Genomic DNA, 20,268 nt, shown 5'->3' on the forward strand with positions numbered 1-20,268 from the left:
GGGCCGTGTCCCCCCGCCGGGGAGTCAGGCGAGGCCGTCCCAGCCCCAGCGCGGGGTCGGGCCGGGGTCGCCGAGGTCCGTTCCACGGGGGGAGGCGGAGACGTCCTCGGCGATGCGGGTGCCCCAGTCGAAGTACTCGATCACGCGGCGACGGAGCAGGGCGTCGTCCGGGAGTTCCCGCTCCACGGCCGCCTTCATCAACTCCATCCAGCGCAGACGCTGTTCCTCGGTGATGCCGAGTCCGAGATGGGCGCGGAGCAGGGCCTGGTGTCCGCCGTGCTCCGCGGTGAACCCGGCGGGTCCCGAGAAGACCTCCGCCAGCCAGACGGCGACGTGCTCGACGTGGGTGGCGGTGAAGCCGGCGAAGACGGGTGCGAGGAGGGGGTCGGCGAGGACTCCTCGGTAGAACGTCTCGGAGAGCCGGCGCAGCGCGTCGGCGCCGCCGACGGCCTCGTACAGGGTGTTCGGGTGTTCGGCGCTCATGGAAGGCCTCCGGGATCCGGGATGGGTGCTCCCAGCCTCCCCGTCGCGCGGCGGGAATCCAAGGATGTTCGCTCTCGGCGGGGCGAGCCGCCCGGAGCGTATCAAGTCCCTTGTCAGTGAAGGCTGTTGACGAAAGGTCTGGACCAACCTACGGTCTGCTGGAACGCGCGCGAAGCCTAGGAACACCCCACGTCCTCAGGAGCACGCATGCCAGGCCATCGGATCACCCGCACCCTCGGAGCGGGTCTCGTCACCCTGCTGACCGCCGCCGCCCTCGTCGCCACCGGCCTCGCCCCGACCCCCGCAGCCGCGGCGCCCGTGGCGGACACCTGCGCCCTCAAGCAGAAGCCCGCCGGGAAGGTGCTGCAGGGGTACTGGGAGAACTGGGACGGCGCCGCCAACGGCGTCCACCCGCCCTTCGGCTGGGCACCCATCGACGACCCGCGCTTCGCGGCCCACGGCTACAACGTCGTCAACGCCGCCTTCCCCGTGATCCGTTCGGACGGAACGGTGCTGTGGGAGGACGGCATGGACAACACCGTCCGCGTCTCCACCCCGGCCGAGATGTGCCGCGCGAAGGCCGCCGGAGCCACCCTCCTGCTCTCGATCGGCGGTGCCGCCGCCGGAATCGACCTCAGCTCCCGCGCCGTCGCCGACCGCTTCGTCGAGACCGTCGTGCCGATCCTCAGGACGTACAACTTCGACGGCATCGACATCGACATCGAGACCGGCCTCGTCGGCAGCGGGTCCATCGGCACCCTCTCCACCTCGCAGGCCAACCTGGTGCGCATCATCGACGGCGTCCTCGCCCGCATGCCCGCCGGATTCGGCCTGACCATGGCACCGGAGACCGCGTACGTCACCGGCGGCAGCGTCGCCTACGGGTCCATCTGGGGCGCGTACCTGCCCATCGTCAAGAAGTACGCGGACAACGGCCGCCTCTGGTGGCTCAACATGCAGTACTACAACGGCAGCATGTACGGCTGCTCCGGCGACTCCTACTCCGCCGGCACCGTCGCCGGGTTCGTCGCCCAGACCGACTGCCTCAACCGCGGACTCGTGATCCAGGGCACCACCATCCGCGTCCCGTACGACAAGCAGGTCCCCGGCCTCCCCGCCCAACCGGGCGCCGGCGGCGGGTACATGGCCCCGACGGCCGTGGCCCAGGCCTGGAACCACTACGGCGGTTCCCTCAAGGGCCTCATGACCTGGTCCGCCAACTGGGACGGTTCGAAGAACTGGACCTTCGGCAACAACGTCAAGGCCCTCCAGGGCCGGTAGCCCGGCCCGGCACACGGGGACGCCCCCGCCACGGCGGGGGCGTCCCCCTCCCGCGGGCACCCCCGGCGCCCCGAGTGCCACCCTGCGCCGCCGCCGGTCACGCGTGCAGGTTCTGCTCCGCCCACACGACCTTGCCGGTGACGGTGCGGCAGGAACCCCACCGGCGGCAGAGCATGTTGATGAGCTGGAGGCCGCGGCCGCCCTCGTCGCTGAGGTCCGCGTGCTGGATCTGGGGCAGGTCGGGTCCCGTGTCCGAGACCTCGACGACGAGGCGTTCGCCGCGGAGGAGCCGGAGTTCACCGGGGCCGTTGCCGTAGCGCAGGGCGTTGCCGACGAGTTCGGAGACGACGAGCTCGCACACGTCGGCGAGCTCCGTCAGATTCCACTCGGCGAGCTGCTCGGTGACGAGACCCCGGGCGACGGACGCGGCCCGGCCCTCCTGCGGAAGCCTCCAGACGCGGAGGTCGACCCGGCTGTCCGGGGTCCCGTTGCCGGCGGACACCGCCGTCGGGACCGCCTCGGTCGTCGGGGTCGTCCCGCCGGTCGTCGCCGTCGGCGCAGCCTTCGCGGTCGCCGCCGCATGCGTCGCCGTGGTCGTCGCGGTGAGGAGCACCGCCTCGTCGAACCGCTCGTCGCCGGCCGGCGCGCGCTCGACCAGACCGCCACCGGCGAGCGCCCCGGAGCCCAGGTCGAGCGCCGCCGCGCGCAGCAGGTCCAGCTGATGGTCCAGGTCGGCGTGCCGGGACTTGATGAGGCCGTCCGTGTACATGATCAGGTCGCCGCCCTCGGGGACCGTCACGCGGACCGGGTCGTACGGGATCACCCCCGCGCCGAGCGGCGCGCCGATGGGCACGTCCACGAACTCGGCCGAGCCGTTTCCGTCGAGCAGGAGCGGGGGCAGGTGCCCGGCGCTCGCCAGCGTGTACGTGGAGTCGGCGGGGTCGTACACCGCGCAGAGACAGGTGGCGACCTGCTCGTCCTCCAGGTCGCGGGTGGCGAGGTCCAGCCGGGCGAGCACGCGCTCCGGTGCCATGTCCAGGGTCATCAGGGTGCGCGCCACCGCCCGCAGGCGCCCCATGGTCGCGGCGGCGGGCAGGCCGTGCCCCATCACGTCGCCCACCATCAGGGCCGTACGGCCGCTGGGCAGCGCCATGACGTCGTACCAGTCGCCGCCCACCTCGTGGTGGCCCGTGGACGGGGCGTACTCCGCGTGCACGCGCAACCCCGGGGTGACGGGCGTCGCGCGCGGCAGCAGACTGCGCTGCAACGACACGACGTGCTCCCGCTCACGCCCGTACAGCCGTGCGTTGTCGATGAAGACGGCGGCCTGGGAGGCCAGCTGCTCGGCGAGCGCGAGGTCCGTGGCCGAGAACGGTGGTGACCCCGCGCCGCGCACGAAGTCGGCGCTCCCGAGCAGCAGCCCGCGGGCGATCAGGGGCACGGCGAGGTAGCTGTGCACCCCGGCGGCGCGCATCTTCGCCGCGGCGCTCTCGGTCGGCGCCACCTTGATGAAGTCGTCGTGCCGTATGCGGCTCAGCAGCACCGGCTTGCCCTGTCGCAGGCAGTAGCGGTGGAGCAGCGTCTCGTGCTGCTCCTCGGCGCGCACGAACGTCTCGCCGACCGGCGTCGGCTCCAGCGAGGACAGCTCCTCGACCGAGCACAGCGCGGCCGCCCGCATCGGCGGAACGCCCGTCCCGGTCCACCGCGAGCCCTCGTCGCCGCGCAGGACGCTCTCCAGGATGTCGACGGCGGCACCGTCGGCGAAGCCCGGCACCGTGAACTCGGCGAGCTCCCGCGCGGTGCGCTCCAGGTCCAGCGTCGTACCGATCCTCGACCCGGCGGAACTCAGCCACGCGAGACGCCCCCGCGTGGACAGCCGGTCGAGCGGAACACCCCCGCCGCCGCGCGCGGACCGCCCGCGGCCACCCCCCGACCGGCGCACCACCGAGCCCTGTCCGCCCGAAGCCCGGCTGCTCACGCGCCGCCTCCGGTTGCCGCCTTTCACTCTTTCGGCCTCCACACAGGAACTCGAACGCTCTTGCTGCACAGCATGCACCGGAAGCCGCCGGTATGCACCAGCCATGCGGAAGACGGACCCGCATGTACCCGCACGATCACACTCGGGGAGCAGGGCCGCACGGCCCGTGACGGCGACGCGGTGTCGCCGGGGGGTGACGATCGGGACGGGCGCGTCATCCGTGGCCCGAGGTCCACGTCGAAGATCGCGGTCCCGTTCTCGGCCAGTGCGTCCACCCGGGCCGAGAAGAGCGCGTCGGCGTTGGTCGGCGTCATGTGGAAGGGGACCTTCTCGCCCCCCCATCGTGGCGCTGAACTCGATGGCGGCGGCGTAGGCGTCGAAGGGGTGGTCCGTGATCGAGCCGCCCGTCGGCGCGACGGGCACGTCCTTGGTGGCGATGCGGCTGTGCGCCTTGAAGGACAGGTCGCCCCGGGTGGAGGCCGACGTCTGGAGCGTCAGGTCCTCGGTGGGGAGACGCCGCCGGCCTCGGCGAGCTCCCCGCGCGGCGTGACGAGCACGCGCAGGGTCAGCTCGCGGCCGGCGGCGTCCACACGCTGGATGGAGGCCTCGATGTCCACGCGGTCGGGCTCCGCACCGCCGGCGCCGTACACCGTGTCGAGCGCTTGGCGTTCGCCGAACTGGAGCCACGTGCCGAGCACGATGGCGGCCACGATCAGGCAGCAGGCCACCACGGCGGGCAGGACCCGGCCCCGGCTCGGCCTGTGGCGTCGGACGGAGGACATGGAGGCTCCCGTGAATCGTGGTTACGCGGCCGGCTTGCCGGGCTCGTCGTGGGTGGCGCAGTGGATGCCGCCGCCTCCGGTGGCGATGGTGTCGATGCTCAGCTGCACGATCTCCCGCTTCGCGAACTGCTCCTGCAGGACGCCGCGCGCCCGGTCGTCGGCCTTCTTGTCGCCGAACTTCGGCATGTAGACGGCGTCGTTGCCGACGTAGAAGTTGGCGTACGTCGACAGGAACTCGTCGGTGTAGCCGGTGACCAGGTCGGGGTCGGGCTGCGGGAGGTCGATGATCTCGAACTCGCGGCCCTGGGCGTCGGTCGCCTCGCTCAGCACGGACATGGCCTGGTCGGACGAGCGGGACCAGGAGTCGGCCGGCATGCCGGGGAAGGCGCGGTCCAGGAGGATGACGCCGGGCGCCGTGAACCGGACGAGGCTGTCGACGTGGGCGTCGGTGATGTCCTCGCCGCGCACGCCCTTCAGCCAGATCACCTTGTCCGTGCCGAGGAGGTCCTTGAGCTCGTCCTCGATCTCGCCGCGCGACTTGCCGGGGTTGCGGTTGTCGTTGACGATCGAGCTCTCCGTGATCAGGAGCGTCCCCTCGCCGTCGGTCTCGAAGGAGCCGCCCTCGGCGACGAGCGGTGCCTGGACGCGCGGGACCCCGTACTTCCGCAGCAGGAGCCGGCCGACCTGGGCGTCGTTGTTGTGGGTCTGCTTGTTGCCCCAGCCGTTGAAGTCGAAGTCGATTCCCTCGACCTTCCCGTCCTGCTCGACGAAGACGGGGACCGTGTCGCGGGCCCACAGGTCGTCGACGGGGAGGGCGATGACCTCGACGCCGGAGCCGCAGGCCTTCTGGGCGGCGGCCACCTGGTCCGGCCGGGCCATCATGACGACGGCCTCGAACTCCGAGATGGCGCGGGCGACGTGTGCGATGTCCTCGCGCACGTAGGGGAGGTCGTCCTCCCAGACGGACCTGAGCGCCGGCCACGACATGAAGGTGCGGGCGTGGCTCTCCCACTCGGCGGGCATGCGGCGGTCCTCGCCCGACGGGGCCGGCCCGTCGGGCGCGGTGCCGGCGGCGCTGCCGGGGTCACCGGAGCCGCCGGGGCCGCACGCCGTGGCGCCGAGCGTGAGCGCGCCGACACCGGCGAGCACGCGCAGGGCGGAGCGGCGGGAGGGGAGGGCGGACATGTGGGGTCTCCGATCGTGGGCTTGCGGGACCGGCATCCGGCGGCCGAGGGGTGTCGGTGGGCGAGGCTCGTGGCCCGCACGCGCGCCCTGTCCGTGAACAGCGTGCACGTACCGCTCCGGGAATCGCCGGTACCGCGAGGTGGGATGCGGCCTTCCTGTCGCCACTCTGGCATTGACTGAATATTCAGTCAAATTCTGTGAGCCGATGGCGCCGGGTGGAGCCGCTCCACCGGCTCCGGATGCCACGCGCCGGCGGTCGGTGGCCGGTCGGCTCCGGTCGGGCGGGGCAGGAGCCCGGTCGGCTCCGGGCGTCACGTGCCGGTGGTCGGTGGCCCGGCCGGCTCCGGTCACGTGCCGGCGGTCAGTGGTCCAGCCGCTCCAGTTCCACCGTGACCGCGTCCCTCGTCAGCTCGCGGGCGTGGGCGAGCGGCAGCGCGCCGCTCGGCCAGCGCGTGCTGAGCCCCTCCGGGAGGGCGGTGAGCCGCTCCGCGGACGCGGTGAGGGACGGCGCGGGGGCGGCCGGCCGTATCTGGCCGAGGAGGTCCGCGATGTCGTGGATCCAGGCCAGGGTGGCTCTGGCGAGGTCGCCGCGCAGTTCCGGCTCGAAGACCGCGCTGGCGCGCAGTTCGCCCCAGACCGTACTGTTCTCGCGGACCTCCGGCAGGTCCTGGAACTCGAGCAGCAGGGTCCGTTCAAGCTCCTGCCGGGCATCGTGCGGCCCGCCCGCAACGACCTCCTCCTCGGAGGTGTACCGGTCGGCGCGGTCGCTGATGAACTCCAGGGTGTTCCGCAGGATGCCGGCCCGGTCCTTGAAGTGGTAGCAGATCAGTGCGGTGGACACCCCGGCCTCGGTCGCGAGCTCCTCCATGCGGAGCCCGCGTACCCCTCGCCGGGCGATGACCCGGGCGGCAGCTTCCAGGATGGCCCTACGGCGGTCCGCGGCCAGCGCCGAACGCATCCACGGCCTGTTCACCGCCCAGGTGGTCGCCTCCGGCGTGGACGCCCCGATCCCGTGGTTCGCCACCGCCTGCGTCCCCGGGCCCTCGCTGCACCAGGTGGTCCAGCGGCACGGCCCGCTCCCGGTCCGCACGGTCCTGCTCCTGGTGGCCGGCATCGCCGAGGAGCTCGCTGAGCCGCAGCCCGCGGTACGTCCCCGCGACCGCCGTCCACACCGCGCACACGAGCGCCAGCTGGAGCGGCACCGCCTCCGCGACCTCCCGCACGTACGGCGTCAGGAGGAGCAGCGCCACCAGGACCGCCGTGCCCATCGTCAGGGCGGCGCCCACGACGGCGGCCTTGACGCCGTCGAGGTCCCACGCCTCCCACAGCCGCTCGGCGACGATCGCGGTGACGACGACCGGCAGCGACATGCCCCACGAGTCGGAGAGCCCGAAACCGCCCAGGGCGAGCTGCGAGGCGATCAGGCCCGAGGTGACCACGGCGATCAGCACGCCGAGCCGGGCGACCCGGGGCAGGTGCAGGCGCCGCAGCAGCGGCTGCATGGCGAACCCGAGGACGAACATCGCCAGCGTCAGGGGTACGCCCAGGGGCAGGCCCGCCTGCGCGTACGCCAGGGCGAGCAGCACCGGACCGAACGTGCCGAGGGTGTTCAGCCCGACGACCACCCGCAGCACCACGATCAGCAGGCCCGCCAGGGGCAGCAGCGCCATCATCGACACGGGGTCGATCGCCGGTGCCTTGCTGAACGGGATCCGCAGGGCCGACGGCGCGGCCGTGGACTCGGGCTGCGTGAGGAACCGCTTGCCCACGGCGACCTGGAGCCCCTGGACCTCCTGGCGGCCGAGGAGGACGGGGGTCTCGCGCTTCGAGCGGCTGTTGACGCTGAGCTTCGCCACGAACGTCCGGCCGGCCAGCCGCATCGAGCCGTCGATCACCGGGCGCTGCTCGCGGCCCAGGGCCGAGGCCACGGTGATCCGGGGCGCCGCGGCGAGGTCGAACCCGAGCTTCTTCGCCAGCGCCGTGTCCACCGACGACGCCGACGCCCCCGTGTCGATCAGGGCGAGGACCTCGGACGACGCTCCCGACGGTCCGGTGATGCGCACCATCTCCCGCTCGCGGACGACCTCGCCCGACCGGCTCAGCGGCCGGTCGGGGGAACCGAGCACGCTCATCAGCAGGCAGGCCACATCGGCCACGGCCGCGAGGACCTTCACGAGCACCGGCACTCTCATGCGCCCGGCGCCGTGGGCGCCGCCCGCCCGGTCCCCTCTTCCCGCGTGCGCTTCGTACTTCTGGTCGTACTTCTGGAGGTCATGCACGGGGACCAGCCCTGGACAGCGGACCCGGCGCCCGGTAGTACCGATCGGCCGGGGCGGGGCAACGAAAGTCACCCCGCGGGATCCCCGGTGCGGAGGGTACGTCAGGGCCGTGATCCCGGTGGAGGGAAGCGCCGGGTAGGGTTCGGGCCATGGCGTCTCGCAGCACTCAGATCCTCGAAGCCGCCGCCCGGGTGATCGCCCGGCGCGGTGTCCGCGGCCTGCGCGTGGAAGAGCTCGCCGCAGAGGCGGGCGTGTCCACCGCGCTCATCTACTACCACTTCAAGGACCGCGCGGGGATCCTGAGCAAGACGCTCGAGTTCATCAACGACCGCGCCGACCGCTACACGACCGAGCGCGACCCGGACGCCCCGCCGCTCGGCCCGCGCGAGGAGCTCGACCAGACGCTCCTCCTCGAACTCCAGGACTCGACCGAGGTCAGGGAGAACAGCACCGCCTGGGGCGAGTTGCGGGCCAGCGCCGTCTTCGACGACCTCCTGCGCGAAGACCTGGCGAGGGCCACCCTCACCTGGGTCCAGGAGGTCGCCGCCCTCCTCGGCCAGGTCCAGCCCATGGCCCCGGCCGTCGCCCTCACGGCCTCCGCCGAACGCCTCACCGCCCTCCTCGAGGGCCTCAGCGTGCGCTGGCTCAGCGGCACCCTCCAGATCGCCCACGCCCGCACCCTGATGAGCCAGGCCATCGACGCCGAGATCGCCCTGCTCGGCCGGTAGACCTCCGGCGCCGGACCTCCCGCGCCTGATCTGCGGCGCCGGGCCTCCCGCGCCGGACCTCCAGCCCTAGAGATCCGGCGCCTCGTCGCCGGCTCCGACGGCCGCGGCGCGGCCCGGCAGGGTCACCCGGACCGTGAGCCCGCCGCCGGGGCGCGCCGCCGCGGTGACCTCGCCCTGGTGGGTACGGGCGATGGCGCGGACGACGGCGAGACCGAGGCCCTGGCCGTGGCTCCGGCGCTCCGGACCGCGGTGGAACGGCTCGAAGAGCGCGGGGACGCGGGCCGGTTCGAGTACGGGGCCGGTGTCGGCGACCTCGACGCACGCGAGCCCGTCGTGCGTGCCGGTCGTGATCGTCGCCGTACCGCCCGGGTGGTTGTGGCGTACGGCGTTGGCCGGCAGGTTCAGCGCGACCTGCCGGAGCGGGGCGGGGTCGCCCGCGGCCGGCGCGGGTGCGAGGCGCGCGGTGACGCGGACCCCTGTGGTGCGGGCCTCGTCGGACAGATCTCCCAGGGCGCTCCCGGAGAGGTCGGCGAGTCGACCGGACGGGGTGTCGGACGGGCGCTCTCGCTGCGGGCCAGGGTCAGCAGGGCGTCGATGAGGCGTTCCGTGCGGGCGTCGGCGTCCAGCGCGCGCCGGCCCGTCGGTCTCGGTCCTGGTGGCGGCCGTCGCGGGGATCCACCCGGCGCTGCGGGCGGCCGGGGCGTCGCCGACGGACGCCCTCCGTTCCGCCTGTGTTCTCCTCGATCTTGACTGATATTTCAGTCAAATTCCATGGTGTGCGCACGCTCGCTTCCGGCACGCCGGAGAAAGGAAGGGACACCATGCGTGTGACCGGGCCCGCGCGTCAGGGGGGCGGCATGCCCCTGACTCCCACGGAGCGCGACCGGCTGCTGCTCTTCACGGCGGCCCAGCTCGCGCGGACGCGCCTGGAGCACGGGCTGCGGCTGAACGTGCCGGAGGCGACGGCACTGATCGCCGACACGGTGTGCGAGGCCGCGCGCGACGGCCTCCACCTGGCCGAGGCCCTCGACCGCGGCCGCGGTGTCCTCGGCCCCGACGACGTCCTCCCCGGCGTCACCGACATCGTGACCGAGATCCAGGTCGAGGCCGTGTTCGAGGACGGCACCCGGCTGGCCGTCATCAGCGCCCCGTTCGGCGACGTGGGGTACGACGACGGCGGCCCCGGGGCCGCCCTGCCCCACGCCGACGTGCTGCCGGAGCCGGAGCCCGAGGTCAGGCTGTGGGTCCGCAACGCGGCTGCGGTCCCGGTGAGCGTGACCTCGCACTTCCACTTCTTCGAGGCGAACCCGCGCCTCGACTTCGACCGGGCCGCCGCCTACGGCATGCGGCTCGCGGCCGCGGCCGGGGCGTCCACCCGGTTCGACCCCGGCGCCGTCGTCGAGGTCGGGCCCGTCCCGATGGGCGGGGACCGGATCACGATCGGCTTCGCGGCCTCGTCGACGGGCCGCTGGACGCGCCCGGCGCGAAGTCCGAAGCCCTGCGCCGCGCCGCCGCCCGCGGCTACCTGGGCGCGAAGGGGGTGGAGTGATGAGCAAGCCCACGCGGCACGGCGACCACTGCGCGCCGGGCGAGAGCCGGCACGTCGACCCGCAGGAGTACGCCGCCGTGCACGGGCCCCGCGCGGGGGACAGGGTCCGACTCGGCGACTCCGGGCTCGTCGTGCGGGTGGAGTCGGACGCGCAGGCGTACGGGGACGAGTGCCTGGCCGGCTTCGGCAAGACGGCCCGCGACGGCATGCACCTCAAGGCCGCGGCCGCCCGCGAGACCTGCGACGTCGTGATCACCAACGTCCTGGTGATCGACGCCGTGCTCGGCATCCGCAAGGTGTCGATCGGCGTCCGAGAGGGCCGCATCCACGCGATCGGGCGGGCCGGCAACCCCGACACCCTCGACGGCGTGGACGTCGTCGTCGGCGCCGGCACCACGATGATCCCGGGCGAGGGCCTCATCGCCCCCGCCGGAGCGATCGACACCCACGTCCACCTCCTGTCGCCCCGGATCATGGAGGCCTCGCTCGCCAGCGGCGTCACCACGATCATCGGCCAGGAGATCGGCCCGAGCTGGGGCGTCGGCGTGAACTCGCCCTGGGCCCTGAACCTCGCCTTCGACGCCTTCGACGCCTGGCCGGTGAACATCGGCTTCCTGGCCCGCGGCTCCGCCTCCGACGAGGCGCCCCTGGTCGAGGCCCTCGCCGAGGGCGGCGCCTGCGGTTTCAAGGTCCACGAGGACATGGGCGCCCACTCCCGGGCCCTGGACACCGCGCTGCGGGTCGCCGAGGAGCACGACGTGCAGGTCGCCCTGCACAGCGACGGCCTGAACGAGTGCCTGTCGGTCGAGGACACCCTGCGCGTCCTGGAAGGCCGTACGATCCACGCCTTCCACATCGAGGGCTGCGGCGGCGGGCACGTCCCCAACGTCCTGAAGATGGCGGGCGTGCCGAACGTCATCGGCTCCTCCACCAACCCCACCCTGCCCTTCGGGCGGGACGCCGTCGCCGAGCACTACGGGATGATCGTCTCCGTCCACGCGCTCAAGACGGACCTGGGGCAGGTCGACGGCGTGGCCGTGTCCGAGGATCGATCCCGCGGACGCCACCGCGAGGTAGAGCAGGCCGGGCAGCACGAGCAACGAGAGCCAGGTGTCGGCGAGTTTGCCGCCCAGCGCGGTGAGGAAGGCGGACATCGCTCACAGCCTCACGAGCCGCAGCGGCGCGGCGAACAGGTCGCACGAGCGGTCGCCTTCCAGGAGCACCCGGTCGCACCGGCCGACCGGACACACCAGGGCCTCCTGCACGGGATGCCCGCCGCCGAGGCGGGGCAGGACGCTCCCGCCGGGGGAGCGCTGTTCCCCGAGGCCCCGGGCGACGCCCCAGGTGCGGAGCAACTCGTCCGTACGGGACACGAGTCGGCCGGCATCGCCGTGCGTCCGGAAGTCCGCGAGCGCGGCGTCCAGTTCGGCCGAGGCTCCCCGGTGGTCCGCGACGTGCCGGATCGCGGTGAGCTGCTCGCACAACCGCGCGAGCCGTATGGAATCGTCCCCCGTCATCCCGCCGCCCCCTCGATCGATGCCGAAGCCTATGAGTCCGGTAACTCCGGTGACCCCAGTGAGGCGGGACGTCCTGGTGCGGGCCCTGGCCGCTCGTGTGCTCCTGTACCGGTCGACGACGGACCGCGCGGCGGTTCTCGATCCTCAGGCGATCGGGTGGACAAGGGAGTTGATGGCCCTGGTGGCCGCCCCCCCCGGCCGATCCGGAGGCCGTGCGGGCCATCGCCGACCTGCACCGCTGCCGGAGCCTCGTGCTGGGCCCGGAGGCGGGGCGCGAGAACGCGGCCGTCGCGGCTGCCCTGGAACGGTTCGCCGGACCCGAGACATCGGCGGACACCGCGGACGCGGAGGAGGCCGGGCGGGTGGCCGCCGTCCACCGGGAGGCCCGCGACCGCGTCACCGCGGCCCGACGCGACCCGGATCCGTTGCTGTTGGAGCAGGCCGTCCGGGCGGCCGAGGTCGCGGTCGACGTCGTCCCGGAGCGGCTCCGCCCGCTGCGCGCGACCGTCCTCGCCCTGTGGGGGGTGTCCCTGCGGCTGCGGTACGAACGCTGGGGGAGCGCGCGGGACCTCGACGGCGCCGTCACCGCACTGCGCGAGGCCGAGTCCGCGGCGGGCGGCGGGCACCCCGACCGCGCGTGGATCCTCTCGACCCTGGGCGCGGCCCTGCGCGAGCGCCACGACCGCGGGGGAGGCCTCGACGACGTACTCGAAGCGGTACGGGTGGCGCGCGCGGCCGTCGAGTCCGGCGGCGAGACGGACCGCGCGGGCAGGCTGTACAACCTGGGGCTCGCCCTGCGGCGCCGCCACGAACGCACCCGCGACCCGGCGGACCTCGAAGAGGCCGTCGCCGTGCACCGCGAGGCCGTCGCCCTCACGCCGGCGGGCCACCACGACCACGGCCTCCTCCAGCAGGGGCTGGCGAGCGCCCTGCGCGCCCGGTACGAACTCGACGGCCGTGAAACGGACTTCGAGGCGCGCATCGAGGCGCTGGAGACCGCAGCCTCCCTCGGCGCCGGCGCCGGTGCCGGTGCCGACGCCAAGGGAGGCACTGATGCCGATGCCGATGCCGATGCCGATGCCGATGCCGCGGCGCAGGGCCACAGCACCTCCTGGCCGGCAGCCCTGCTCAACCTGGCCTCCGCCCTCACCGAACGGCACGAACGGACAGGCGCGGACGGCGACGCGCGGCGCGCGGAGAGTCTCCTGCGCACCGCCTCCGCGGCGCTGCCGCCCGAGGACACGCAGCAGGCCTTCGTCCGGTACCAGCTCGGCCTGCTGCTCGCCCCCCCCGTGACCGGACCGCCGCCGCGGCCGAGCTGCGCGCCGCGGCCTTCCAGCCCGCCGCCCCTCCCCTCCTGCGCCTGCGGGCGGCCCACGCCTGGGCGCGCGGGGCCATGGAGGCGGGCTCCCCGGCGGAGGCCGCGACCGCGTACGGACAGGCCGTCGCCCGGCTGCCCGCGCTCGTCCCCCGCCACCTGGCGCCCGCCGACGCCGAACAGGCGCTCGCCTACACCAAGGGCCTGGCGAGCGACGCGGCCGCCTGCGCCCTGGCCGCCGGCGACGCGGACGGCGCGCTCGCCCTCCTGGAGCCGGGGCGCGGGGTCCTGCTCGGCCAGGGCATGAAGCACCACGACGAACTCGCCCGACTCCGCGCCCACGCACCGGAATCCGCCGACCGCCTCGCCTGGCTCCGCACACGGCTCGATGCGGATGCGGATGCGGACGTGGCCGGGGTCGTACCGTCGTCCGACCGGCGGCACGGCCTGGCCGCGGAATGGGACCGGCTCCTGGAGGACGTCCGCGCGCGGGACGGCTTCGAGGACTTCATGCGCCCCCCGCACCCGGCGCGACTGCTGCCGCAGGGCGCGGACGGCCCCGTCGTCCTCGTCAACGTCAGCCGCTTCCGCTGCGACGCGCTGTTCCTCACCTCCGGCGGCCTGCGGACCGTACCGCTCCCCGGCCTCACGCTGACCGAGGTCGTCGCCCGGACGACGTCCTTCCTCGCCGCCCTCGACCGGCTCCGGGACCCCGACGACGCCGACCTCATGGCCCGGCTGGCCGGAGAGGAGGAACTCGACGGGCACCTCGCCTGGCTGTGGGACACCGTGACCGGCCCCGTGCTCGACGCCCTCGGCCTCACCGGCCCGCCCGGAGCCCGGCCGCCCCGCGTCTGGTGGATCCCCACCGGACCGCCCGCCTTCCTCCCGCTGCACGCCGCCGGACACCACGCCGAAGGAGCCGGGCGCACGGTGCTCGACCGGGCCGTCTCGTCCTACGCCCCCACGGTCCGGGCCCTCGCGCAGAGCCGTCGCCCGGCGGACGCGCCGCCCACCCCGTCGTTCCTGGTCGTCGCCGGGCCCGAGGCACCCGCGGCACGGCCGCTCCCCGGGGCGGCCGAGGAAGCGGCCGCGGTCGCCGGCATGCTGACCGGTGCCCGCCTGATCGCCGGAGCGGACGCCACCCGCGCCGCTGTGGTCACGGCCCTCGCCGACCACACCTGGCTGCACTTCTGCGGCCACGGCGCCGCCGAGCCCGCCACGGCCTCCGGCAGCCGGCTGCTCGTCCACGACCACCTCGACCACCCCCTCACCGTGGCCGGCGTGTCCCGCCTCGACCTCCCCTCTGCCGAGCTGGCCTACCTGTCCGCCCGCGCGACCGCCAGGAGCGGCTTCACCGCCCTGGACGAGGCGCTCCACCTCGCGGGCGGCCTCCACCTCGCCGGATTCCGCCACGTCCTCGGCTCCCTGTGGGAGACCGACGACACCGTGTCCCTCCGGATCGCCGAGCGCGTGTGCGCCGGACTCGGCGCACCCCACCCGGTGGCCGCCCGCGCCCTGCACGACGCGGTCCGGGAGACGCGCGACCGGTATCCCGCCACTCCTTCGCTGTGGGCGGCATACATTCACGTGGGGCCGTGAACTCGCTTACCGAGGAGGGAAGTCACGGGCTTACCCGCCCGCCGCCCGGCAGTCACGGAAAGCATCGCTTCGTCGGAGGGGGAGCCGTATGAGCAGGTGGTGGAGGAGAAGGGGCAAGGCCGCGGACGACAACGGCCGGGCGGCACGCGCAAGCGCCGCCGATCCGACCAGGGACGCCCTGGTCGAGGCCGCCTGCTCCCGGGGACTCGGCATATCGGAGGACCTGGCGCGGGAGGCCGCCGAGGCGGGCGGCATCCACACGATGACGGTCTACGGCATCGGCCTGGGCAACCGCGGAGCCCTGGCCGAAGCCGAGGAGTGGCTCCAGCGCGCCCGAGCGGCCGGCGACCCGATGGCCTCGGTGGTCCTGGGCACGATCCGCCTGGACCAGGGCGACTACGCGGAGGCCGAGCGCTACTTCCGGCCCGTCGCCGAGACCGGCAACGCCATGGCCCGGCAGGCACTGGAGGAGGCACGGGCCCTGCGCGCGGCGGCGGAACGCGGAGCCGCGCCGCCGACCCCGAACCAGACTTCCGCCCCCGCCTCATCCGCACCCGCCCCGAACCCGTCTCCGGCCCCGTTCCCGGCTTCCGCCCCCACCTCGCCTCCGGCCCTGTTCCCGGCCCCTGCCCCCGCCCCCGCCCCTGCCTCGTCTCCGACTCCGTCCTCGGCTCCCGCGCCCGCGTCACCTCCGTCGCAGGCGAGTGCCGTACCCCCGGTGCCGACGAGTGCCGTCGAGTGGGCGGGCCGTCAGCTGCTCCTCCACCTCGAAGACGGCCACCCCCACGTCCACTTGGCGATGGCCGTGCTGCACGCCGAGGAGGGCGACCCGGAGCTCGCCCGGGTGCGCTTCTCCGCGGCCGTGGACTCGGGCGACCCCGAGATCCTGTACTGGATCGCCCTGATGCACCTGTCCCGGGACGGCTTCGAAGGGGCACGCCCCCATCTTCGGAGGGCCGCCGACGCCGGACACCCGCCGGCCCGGCACACCCTGGCCGCGCTCCTGGCCGAGGGCGGCGAGACCGAGGAGGCGGAGCGCCTCTACCGGCTCGCCGTCGCCGCGGGGCACGTGGACTCGTACGTCGACCTCGGCGTCCTGCTCCGGCAGCGCGGCGACCTCGACGGAATGGAGACGTACTACCGCAAGGCCGTCGAGGCGGGGGACGCCGGTGGCATGAACAACCCCGGGAACCTGCTGCGCCAGCGCGGCGACATGGCCGCAGCCGAGCAATGGTGGCGCAGGGCGGCCGACGCGGGCGACACCGACGCGACCGTCAGCTGCGGCGCGGTCCTCGCGGAGCGCGGCGACCGGGACGGAGCCGAACTCCTCTGGCGGCGCGCCGCCGAACAGGGCCACGCCGCCGCGAAGCTCAACCTGGCGACGGCGCTGATGCGCAGGGGCCGCGGCGACGAGGCCGAACGCTTGCTGCGGACCGTCGACGCGCCGCCCGCGACCGCCGGACCATCCGCCGCGCCCCCGTCCCACCCGCAGTCCCGGCCCGACGGGCCCGACCTCGCTGCGGTGGCCGACTGGCTCGGCGGCCCCGCCCGAGCGGGAGACCCCGACGCCCGCGCCGCCCTGGACCTCCTCGACGGGAGACGACCGCGGCCCTCCGACGGCTGACGGACCGGAGCAGCGGAGGACCCGAGGGCGTGGGCGTTCCGACGGGTGACGGTCCGGAGCAGCCGACGGCCGAGGTCCCTCGGCTGCTGACGGCAGGGCCCGCCGACGGCCGAGGTCCTTCCGCTGCCGACGGCCCGGGTGCTCCGCCGGCTGACGCGCCCGTTCCCCCGTACGGCCCCTGCGGATTCGCCAGATGACGGCAGGTCGCTTCCAATGGGCTGGATCGGTCGGGGCAGGGGGTCGGGAGGCGGGATGTCGTGGGCGACCCGGGTGCGGAGCATCCGGACCGGGGCCGAGGAGCGCTTTCCGGTGCTCGTGGAACTGACGACCAGGCTGGTGAGCGGAAACCTGCTGGACGCGGCCACCCGACTTGCCGCACAGGCGTTCCTGGCCGCCGTGCCCCTGCTGTTCGCGCTGGCGGCGTTCGCCCCGCTCGGCGTCCGCAACCAGCTGGGCGAGTCCCTCCGGGCCATGTTCGGCCTGACCGGCCCGTCCGACGAGCAGCTCAAGCAGGTCCTGGACGGGTCCACCGCCGAGGCGCTGCGCGAGACGACCGGAGCCGTCGGCGCGTTCGTGGCCCTGGTGTCGGCCACGAGCTTCAGTCGCGCCATGGCCCGGGTGTGCGAGCGGGCCTGGCGCCTGCCCAAGGCCGGGACCAGGATCGCCGCGTGGCGGTGGACGGTGTGGCTGCTCGCACTCCTCATCGTGGTGCTCCTCCAGGCCCCCATCCGCGACGGCTTCGGTGTCGGCGCGTGGCTGGGCGTGCCCGTCTACTTCCTGGTGAGCACCGGTGTCTGGCTGTGGACCCAGCACCTCCTGCTCGCCAAACGGGTCGCCTGGCTGCCGCTCCTGCCCGGCGCCCTCCTCGCCGGCGTGGCCACGACCGTCCTCGGCATCACCGCCCGCCTCTACATGCCGGGAGCCCTGAACCGCGCCCTGGAGGAGTACGGCTCGCTGGGCCTGGTCCTCACCCTGCTCTCCTGGCTCATCGCGGTGTGCGCCGCGGTCACCTTCGCCGTCACCGTCGGCGCCGTACTCGCCCAGGAACCCCCGCTGAACCACTACCTGGGAACGGACCGCCCGCCGGCCGCCCCAGGCACCTCCTCGCCGGAGCGTTCGGAGCGTTCGGAGCGGTCAGAGGGCTCTGGGGGGTCTGCGGGTTCGGAGGAGTGACGCCCCGATCGCGACGTCGGCGCGTCACCACGGCGCGTCACCACGGCGCGTCACCATGGCGCGTCACCACGGCACGGGACGCACCGCTGCCGCGTTCCGTCCGAGGTACGGGGCGCCGGACGCGCATGGGTGCCGTACGACCGGGCAGCCGCCCGGTGTCGCCGCCCGGACGCTTCCCCTCCCTGCCGGGCGGCGGCGCCGATACGTGCGCCGCCGCCCGACCGGGCGATGCCCGCCGGTCCGGCGGTGCTTGTGCCCGGCAGCGGGCTCTCATCGGAGGCAGATGTCGAGGGCGCAGATGTCGTCCCGGTTTCCCGGGCCCATCGAGGCGAGCGGGCGGGCGAGCATGGCGTCGCTGCTCCCGCGCAGGAGCCGCAGGGCGCGGGAGGCGAGGCGGTCGAGCCCTGCCGAGAGGTTCTCGCCGGGCTCCTCGACGAGGCCGTCCGTGTACAGCAGCAAGTGATCGCCGGGAAGCAGCGTGATCTCGGACTCCCCGTACCGCGCGTCGGGGGCGGCACCGAGGAGGCAGCCGTCGGGCTGCGGCAGGAATTCCGCCTCGCCGTTCCGGACGAGCAGGGGCGGCAGGTGACCGGCACGCACCCAGGTCAGCCGGTGGTCCCACGGACGGTAGCGCCCCATGACCATGGTGGCGGTGCCGCCCCGCTCGTCCGTCGCGGTGTGGAGAAGGAGGGCGTTGAGCCTGCCGAGGACGTCCGGGAGGGCCGATCCGGTGATGGTCATGCCCTTGGTGGTGAACCGGAGCTGGGCCATGGTGCCGACGGCTGCCAGACCGTGACCGGCGACGTCTCCGACGACGAACAGCGCGCTGCGGTCCGGGAGCTCGATCGCGGAGTACCAGTCGCCGCCGACGTTGAGACCCCGGTCGGCGGGGACGTAGGCGACGTCGACGCGCAGCCCGGCGAGTTCGAGCGACTGCTCGGGGATCGGCAGCAGGGTGTCCTGGAGACGGGCGCCGAGCGCCCGCTCGGCCTTGAGCATGCCGCGCTGGACGAGGTTGTGGCGCTCGCTCTCGCGCAGGGCCTGCTCCGCGTCCCGCTGCGCGCTGAGGTCCTGGAAGAAGCCGTGCACCTCGACGGGGGCGCCGCCCGCGTCCCGCTGCGCCTCGGCGACGATGCGCAGGTGCCGTACACCGTGCGCGGTGGTGATGCGGAAGGGCTGGTCGACGGGCAGGCCCTCGTCGAGCAGCCGCTGCACGGCGGTACCGACCCGAGGCAGGTCCTCGGCGACGAGGTGCCGGGGCAGTTCCTCCAGACGCATGGGGCCGAGGGCGGGATCGCGGTCGAAGACGACGTACACCTGGTCGGACCAGGTGATGGCGTCGGTGACCAGGTTCCAGGCGGCCCAGCCGAGGTTCCCCAGGCGCTGCATGTCGGCGAGCCGGCGGGTCTCGCGCGCGCTGGTGTCGTGGCGGATCCAGGACACCACGAGACGGCCGTCGAGCCGTGAGGCGCGGACCGAGTACACGGACTCCTCCTGGACGCCCCTGCTCACCTCCACGTACGTGAAGGGGTCGCCTTCGTAGACCTCGCCGGTGACCAGCGTCCCCAGGTACCCGTCCCACAGGGCGCTGCCCGCGACCGTGGGATACGTCTCCAGGACCCGCCGGCCCACCAGTTCCCTGCCCTGGTGTCCGGCCACGTCGACCGCCTCGGGCGTCGCCGCCTCGATCCGGAAGTCCTCGACGTCACCGCTCTCGGACCGCAGCGGCGTCAGCAGGACCGCGGGCCCCGGCAGGGCGTCGAACACCGACTGGAGGGACGCGACGCCGTGGGGCGAGTCGGTTCCGGGCGGCCGCCGGTCCTCCCGCAGGAGACCGCCGCAGAGCCTGACGGCGCGCCGCAGCAGGGTTCGGGTCCGCGGGGCGATGGGGCCCGGGACGTTACGGAAGAAGCCGACGGCCCTCGTCATCGGCCCGTCGTCGGGCACCGGCAGCCAGGCCCGTGAGGGCCAGCGCCCGGGCGAGTCCCCGATCAGCAGATGGCGTTCCTCGGTCCGCTCCGGCTCTTCGATCCACACCGCGTCGCGGGAGTCGAGGGCCTCCAGCGGGGCCACACCCCCGAGGGGCGGGACGTGGGACCACTGCTCGGCCAGTGCGTCGTCGATGCCGGCGCTGCCGACCAGCTCCAGGCTGCGGCCCGTCGTCACCGTGTAGATCATCACGGCGTCCACGCCCTCCGCGTCGGCGAACGCCGACCGGAGCAGCTGCGCCACGTCGTCCGGGAGCCGCGCGCCCGTCAGTCCCTCGGCCAGCCGGGCCAGGGCCGAGGTCCGGTTCCCGGCCGCACGGGAACCGCCGGTGACGTAGCGACCCGTGTCGAACGGGGACGGTTCCTCCTCGCGGGGCCCGCCGGACGCCGTCACCGAGGGGGCCGGTGCCGTGGCCCCCTGGGCGCGCCCCAGGGTGATCCAGCACTCCTCCAGGAGCGTCCTTCGGTACTGCTCGGCGCGGTCGAGCAGCAGCTGGTCGGCGGCGTCCGCCGACAGGCCCGTACGGGCCATGACGACGCCCTTCGCACGTTCCACGACGGCGGACATCGACGCGCCGCTCTCCAGGTCCACGACCTCGGCACGCAGCCGGGCCACGACCTTCGCCAGCGCCAGGATTTCGGGTGCCGCGCCGTCGCCCGCGTCGGGCGCCGAGGATTCGCCCTCCATACATCCGAGCATGCCACTCCGTGACCGGCCCGCATCCCCGCCGCGTGCGGGGCCGCGGAAGAGAGGTGCCGGCCGGTCCCGCTCGGGCAACCC

At 74.2% G+C, this 20,268-nt stretch carries 14 protein-coding genes and 3 pseudogenes; 8 read left to right on the plus strand and 9 right to left on the minus strand.

Annotated elements, in window-relative coordinates; genetic code table 11:
• Window positions 1-24: 24 nt before the first annotated feature.
• Entirely contained in the window at window positions 25-483 is a 459-nt protein-coding gene (locus tag ACIQFX_RS38265; protein WP_402473024.1) for a group II truncated hemoglobin, read from the minus strand.
• A 207-nt stretch (window positions 484-690) separates the two neighbouring features.
• On the opposite strand from ACIQFX_RS38265, the gene ACIQFX_RS38270 reads away from it, so the two are divergent.
• Window positions 691-1,764, plus strand: a complete 1,074-nt coding sequence (locus tag ACIQFX_RS38270; protein ID WP_402473025.1) for a chitinase — start codon at window positions 691-693, stop codon at window positions 1,762-1,764.
• A 97-nt stretch (window positions 1,765-1,861) separates the two neighbouring features.
• On the opposite strand, the gene ACIQFX_RS38275 is transcribed toward ACIQFX_RS38270, so the two are convergent.
• The 5 genes and pseudogenes from ACIQFX_RS38275 to ACIQFX_RS38295 all read right to left on the minus strand — a co-directional run bounded on the left by ACIQFX_RS38275 (window position 1,862) and on the right by ACIQFX_RS38295 (window position 7,988).
• Complete coding sequence (locus tag ACIQFX_RS38275; protein ID WP_402473075.1) at window positions 1,862-3,742, minus strand: SpoIIE family protein phosphatase; 1,881 nt, start codon at window positions 3,740-3,742, stop codon at window positions 1,862-1,864.
• 396 nt (window positions 3,743-4,138) lie between these two features.
• Window positions 4,139-4,524: pseudogene (locus ACIQFX_RS38280) on the minus strand (DUF4436 family protein); the annotation flags it as partial.
• Window positions 4,525-4,545: 21 nt separating this feature from the next.
• Window positions 4,546-5,709 (minus strand): agmatine/peptidylarginine deiminase, encoded by a 1,164-nt coding sequence (locus ACIQFX_RS38285; protein WP_402473027.1) that lies wholly within the window; start codon window positions 5,707-5,709, stop codon window positions 4,546-4,548.
• A gap of 361 nt (window positions 5,710-6,070) precedes the next feature.
• Entirely contained in the window at window positions 6,071-6,667 is a 597-nt protein-coding gene (locus tag ACIQFX_RS38290) for a TetR/AcrR family transcriptional regulator (protein ID WP_402473029.1), read from the minus strand.
• On the minus strand, window positions 6,636-7,988 hold the full coding sequence (locus ACIQFX_RS38295; protein WP_402473032.1) for a 7TM domain-containing protein: 1,353 nt from the start codon (window positions 7,986-7,988) through the stop codon (window positions 6,636-6,638). Before ACIQFX_RS38295 ends, ACIQFX_RS38290 begins: the two co-directional genes overlap by 32 nt.
• A gap of 149 nt (window positions 7,989-8,137) precedes the next feature.
• On the opposite strand from ACIQFX_RS38295, the gene ACIQFX_RS38300 reads away from it, so the two are divergent.
• Entirely contained in the window at window positions 8,138-8,716 is a 579-nt protein-coding gene (locus tag ACIQFX_RS38300; RefSeq protein ID WP_402473034.1) for a TetR/AcrR family transcriptional regulator, read from the plus strand.
• A gap of 66 nt (window positions 8,717-8,782) precedes the next feature.
• On the opposite strand, the gene ACIQFX_RS38305 is transcribed toward ACIQFX_RS38300, so the two are convergent.
• Window positions 8,783-9,478 carry a sensor histidine kinase gene (locus ACIQFX_RS38305; RefSeq protein WP_402473078.1) on the minus strand — a complete coding sequence of 232 codons (696 nt, stop codon included), beginning with the start codon at window positions 9,476-9,478 and terminating at the stop codon, window positions 8,783-8,785.
• 95 nt (window positions 9,479-9,573) lie between these two features.
• Here ACIQFX_RS38305 and ureA point away from each other — a divergent pair.
• Both ureA and ACIQFX_RS38315 read left to right on the plus strand, forming a co-directional pair.
• Window positions 9,574-10,265 (plus strand): annotated as a pseudogene (gene ureA / locus ACIQFX_RS38310) (urease subunit gamma).
• Window positions 10,265-11,323, plus strand: a pseudogene (locus tag ACIQFX_RS38315) (urease subunit alpha); the annotation flags it as partial. The pseudogenes ureA and ACIQFX_RS38315, both read left to right, overlap by 1 nt.
• A 99-nt stretch (window positions 11,324-11,422) precedes the next feature.
• On the opposite strand, the gene ACIQFX_RS38320 reads toward ACIQFX_RS38315, so the two are convergent.
• Window positions 11,423-11,782 (minus strand): hypothetical protein, encoded by a 360-nt coding sequence (locus ACIQFX_RS38320; protein WP_402473037.1) that lies wholly within the window; start codon window positions 11,780-11,782, stop codon window positions 11,423-11,425.
• 212 nt (window positions 11,783-11,994) lie between these two features.
• On the opposite strand from ACIQFX_RS38320, the gene ACIQFX_RS38325 reads away from it, so the two are divergent.
• The 4 genes from ACIQFX_RS38325 to ACIQFX_RS38340 all read left to right on the plus strand — a co-directional run bounded on the left by ACIQFX_RS38325 (window position 11,995) and on the right by ACIQFX_RS38340 (window position 17,499).
• Window positions 11,995-13,407, plus strand: coding sequence for a hypothetical protein (locus ACIQFX_RS38325; protein ID WP_402473039.1), 1,413 nt, complete (start codon window positions 11,995-11,997; stop codon window positions 13,405-13,407).
• A gap of 422 nt (window positions 13,408-13,829) precedes the next feature.
• The gene (locus ACIQFX_RS38330; protein ID WP_402473081.1) at window positions 13,830-14,702 is read left to right on the plus strand and encodes a CHAT domain-containing protein; all 873 of its coding nucleotides are present in this window, start codon (window positions 13,830-13,832) and stop codon (window positions 14,700-14,702) included.
• An 88-nt stretch (window positions 14,703-14,790) separates the two neighbouring features.
• A complete protein-coding gene (locus ACIQFX_RS38335) occupies window positions 14,791-16,326 on the plus strand; it encodes a tetratricopeptide repeat protein (protein ID WP_402473041.1) in 1,536 nt (511 codons plus the stop codon).
• Window positions 16,327-16,578: 252 nt separating this feature from the next.
• Window positions 16,579-17,499, plus strand: a complete 921-nt coding sequence (locus ACIQFX_RS38340) for a YhjD/YihY/BrkB family envelope integrity protein (RefSeq protein WP_402473044.1) — start codon at window positions 16,579-16,581, stop codon at window positions 17,497-17,499.
• A gap of 270 nt (window positions 17,500-17,769) precedes the next feature.
• Here ACIQFX_RS38340 and ACIQFX_RS38345 read toward each other — a convergent pair whose 3' ends face one another.
• On the minus strand, window positions 17,770-20,175 hold the full coding sequence (locus ACIQFX_RS38345; RefSeq protein ID WP_402473047.1) for a SpoIIE family protein phosphatase: 2,406 nt from the start codon (window positions 20,173-20,175) through the stop codon (window positions 17,770-17,772).
• Window positions 20,176-20,268 lie beyond the last annotated feature (93 nt).

Source organism: Streptomyces sp. NPDC093089, from assembly GCF_044754405.1.
In the GTDB taxonomy this organism is placed as follows: Bacteria; Actinomycetota; Actinomycetes; order Streptomycetales; family Streptomycetaceae; genus Streptomyces.